Raw genomic sequence first — 2,101 nt, forward strand, 5'->3', positions numbered from 1 at the left:
TACGGTCTGTTTTGGTACTTTCAACCTTTAGTTAGTAATAAAAATAGCACTGCAAGTCAAGCCCACAGTGCGATTCAAACATTTATTAAAGTTTCATTCGTAAAGATCTGACCACAGATCGTACTCGCTTTCCGTCTCATGATTATCAGGAGTCCCGACATCAACTTTAGGTGCTTCTTTTCCATCGGCTCTTAATTCAAGAGAATTAATGTGGCCTTGTGCAAAACGTTTGCTTAAAGCATCAATAATTTTGACTCCAGAGCTCGTACCGATTCGATCAGCACCTGCTTCGATCATGGCCAAAAAGTCATCAGTATTTCGAATGCCGCCAGCGGCTTTAACTTTAACGCCATCGCCGACCGTTTCCTTCATCAGTTTGACATCTACGATTTTTGCACCGCCTGAGCCAAAACCAGTGGAAGTCTTGATAAAGTCTGGTTTGACATCTTTAGCGATCAAAGCTAATTTCTTGATCTCATCTTTAGTCAGATAACAATTTTCAAAAATCACCTTACACAAAACACCCTGGTCATGACATAACTGGACGATCGTTTGCATTTCATTTTTTACATAATCAAAATCGCCATTTTTAACGGCTGTCAGATTAACGACATAGTCGATCTCATCGGCTCCCTTTTCGATTGCATCATGCACTTCAAACGTTTTAGCACGTAAAGTTGTCTGTCCTAATGGAAAACTGATCGCCGCCCCAGTATGGACCTCGCTGCCCTTCAATAATTTAGCACAAGACGCGGTCTGTGTCTGATTGATCGCGACCATCTTAAAATGATATTGTTGAGCTTCGTTACATAACTTGACCATATCACCAAAAGAAGCATCTGCATGCAAATTAGTGTGATCGATCATTTGGCTAAAATCAGCTAAATTATATTTCATTAAAAACTGCCTCCTCTTTGGCAAAGTTCCGCTTTCATCCCAATGATACCCCATCTGTTTTCAAATGACAGCATTTTCACACAGAAAATCTGTCACTTTAAAATATTTTTTCTAGTTTAAAGTGACAGACTGTTACGTGAATTATTTATTTTCATTTTGCAAAGTCTCTGCGTGTTCACGCAGACGTTGTGTAGAGATCAACTTATAGCGATAAAATTCGTCCCGCCATGGATGGACCCATTTGCCAACATGAACCCAGGGCTTGCTCCAACCGGAAAAATGAATCAATAATGGATCTCGTCGAGCCTCAACAGCCAGTTTTTCTGCTTCAGGATCTGGATTGACAAAATCATGGCGAGCCAATTTAGACTGAACATTATATTTCGGATGTAAAATTTTCCACTTTCCAACCAAGACAGCGTTTAATGCGTCCTGGTCTTGGTATATCAAATTATCTGGATGGTCGGCAATATATTGGCGGACCTTTGCAGTAATGTTTTCTTGCCGCCACTTTTTGGTATCAAATAATAACAACCCGCCATTAAAATAAACATTCTTTGTATGAGGAACATTCATCTCTTCTAACCTGTCAACGTAACCTTGATCTTCTACAGCACCGATCACATTTCCATCAAGAGCCTCATTCCAAAGACCTACAATACTTCCCTTACAGATCATGTCACTGTCCAAATACAAGATACGATCACAATCGACTAACTCCGGAAGTTCCAAGCGATAATAAGTATTCTCTTTGATCGCAGAGTCAGGTGAATCGGTATTAGCTTGCTTGTAGTAGTTAAAATCTCCCTCTAAAAATGTAATCTCTTTGCAGTTTCCATAAATATCCTTGAGCTGGCTCAAATATTTACGATCTGCCTTACTTAACTTATCATCGATAATATAGAAATGAAACGGTTCATCCAGATTATGTTCCAAGATCGAAACATAAAACGTTAGTAAATTATCGGCAAAGTCACTATCAGTTGTTGACGCAATGTTGATCATATACTATACTTCCTTCCTTAAGTGAAACTGCCAAGTTATTATGATCTATTAGTTATCTAAAATAGTTTTCAAACTGAATGGTAGCACAATTAGTACTTAAAAAAAATGGAGGACCCTTGAGTTCATGACTAAAATGGTGTAAAACACCAACTAAGGAATAGTAACCTAAATTATTCACCATAAGTTCTCCAAGCACAGT

General features: G+C 38.6%; 2 protein-coding genes. Both read right to left on the reverse strand.

The genetic code is table 11. The features are described 5' to 3' along the window. Positions 1 to 93 precede the first annotated feature (93 nt). The gene (gene deoC, locus FC65_RS10310; RefSeq protein WP_056972629.1) at positions 94 to 897 is read right to left on the reverse strand and encodes a deoxyribose-phosphate aldolase; all 804 of its coding nucleotides are present in this window, start codon (positions 895 to 897) and stop codon (positions 94 to 96) included. A 141-nt stretch (positions 898 to 1,038) separates the two neighbouring features. Next, positions 1,039 to 1,902, reverse strand: a complete 864-nt coding sequence (locus tag FC65_RS10315) for a glycosyltransferase family 8 protein (RefSeq protein ID WP_056972631.1) — start codon at positions 1,900 to 1,902, stop codon at positions 1,039 to 1,041. Between the last annotated feature and the right edge of the window lie 199 nt (positions 1,903 to 2,101).

This window comes from Ligilactobacillus acidipiscis DSM 15836, assembly GCF_001435755.1.
Taxonomy (GTDB): domain Bacteria; phylum Bacillota; class Bacilli; order Lactobacillales; family Lactobacillaceae; genus Ligilactobacillus; species Ligilactobacillus acidipiscis.

What these genes read in the sequence shown, in the direction of transcription:
- deoC (WP_056972629.1), bottom strand. Translation starts at nt 897, where the DNA reads ATGAAATATAATTTAGCTGATTTTAGCCAAATGATCGATCACACTAAT.
- FC65_RS10315 (WP_056972631.1), bottom strand. Translation starts at nt 1,902, where the DNA reads ATGATCAACATTGCGTCAACAACTGATAGTGACTTTGCCGATAATTTA.